This is a genomic window from Photorhabdus sp. RM96S, from assembly GCF_042879335.1.
Classification (GTDB): Bacteria; Pseudomonadota; Gammaproteobacteria; order Enterobacterales; family Enterobacteriaceae; genus Photorhabdus; species Photorhabdus kayaii.
Map to the genome: position 1 here is coordinate 1 of NZ_JBHFKT010000222.1, position 316 is coordinate 316.

Consider the following 316-nt stretch of genomic DNA (forward strand, 5'->3'; position numbering starts at 1 on the left):
TATCTCGGTGTGACCGTCTTTACCCGCATTCTTGACGTCACTGGCGGTTAATTGCACATTGTTAATGGCGCTCAGCGATAAGGTGCCCTTATCATTTTGCACATAGATGCCGGACGGACGGTCCAGCCAGCGGTTTGCCCCATCCCCGCGCACAGTCGATGCGCTGGTGATATCCCGGCCTTTCAGGGTCACCCGGTCATCGCCTTGAATCTGGCCGCCCCGGTTGGTGAGCGTCTGTTGGGCCGTCAAATCCACTTTGCCGCCGCGAATAAATCCGCTGTTGGTCAGGTTGTTGGCCGTCAGTTGGGTGACATCT

General features: G+C 57.0%; 1 protein-coding gene. It reads right to left on the reverse strand.

Annotation, left to right across the window (positions count from 1 at the left end):
- On the reverse strand, positions 1-316 hold a 316-nt coding region (locus tag ACGF49_RS25075), incomplete at both ends, for a hypothetical protein (RefSeq protein WP_387493488.1).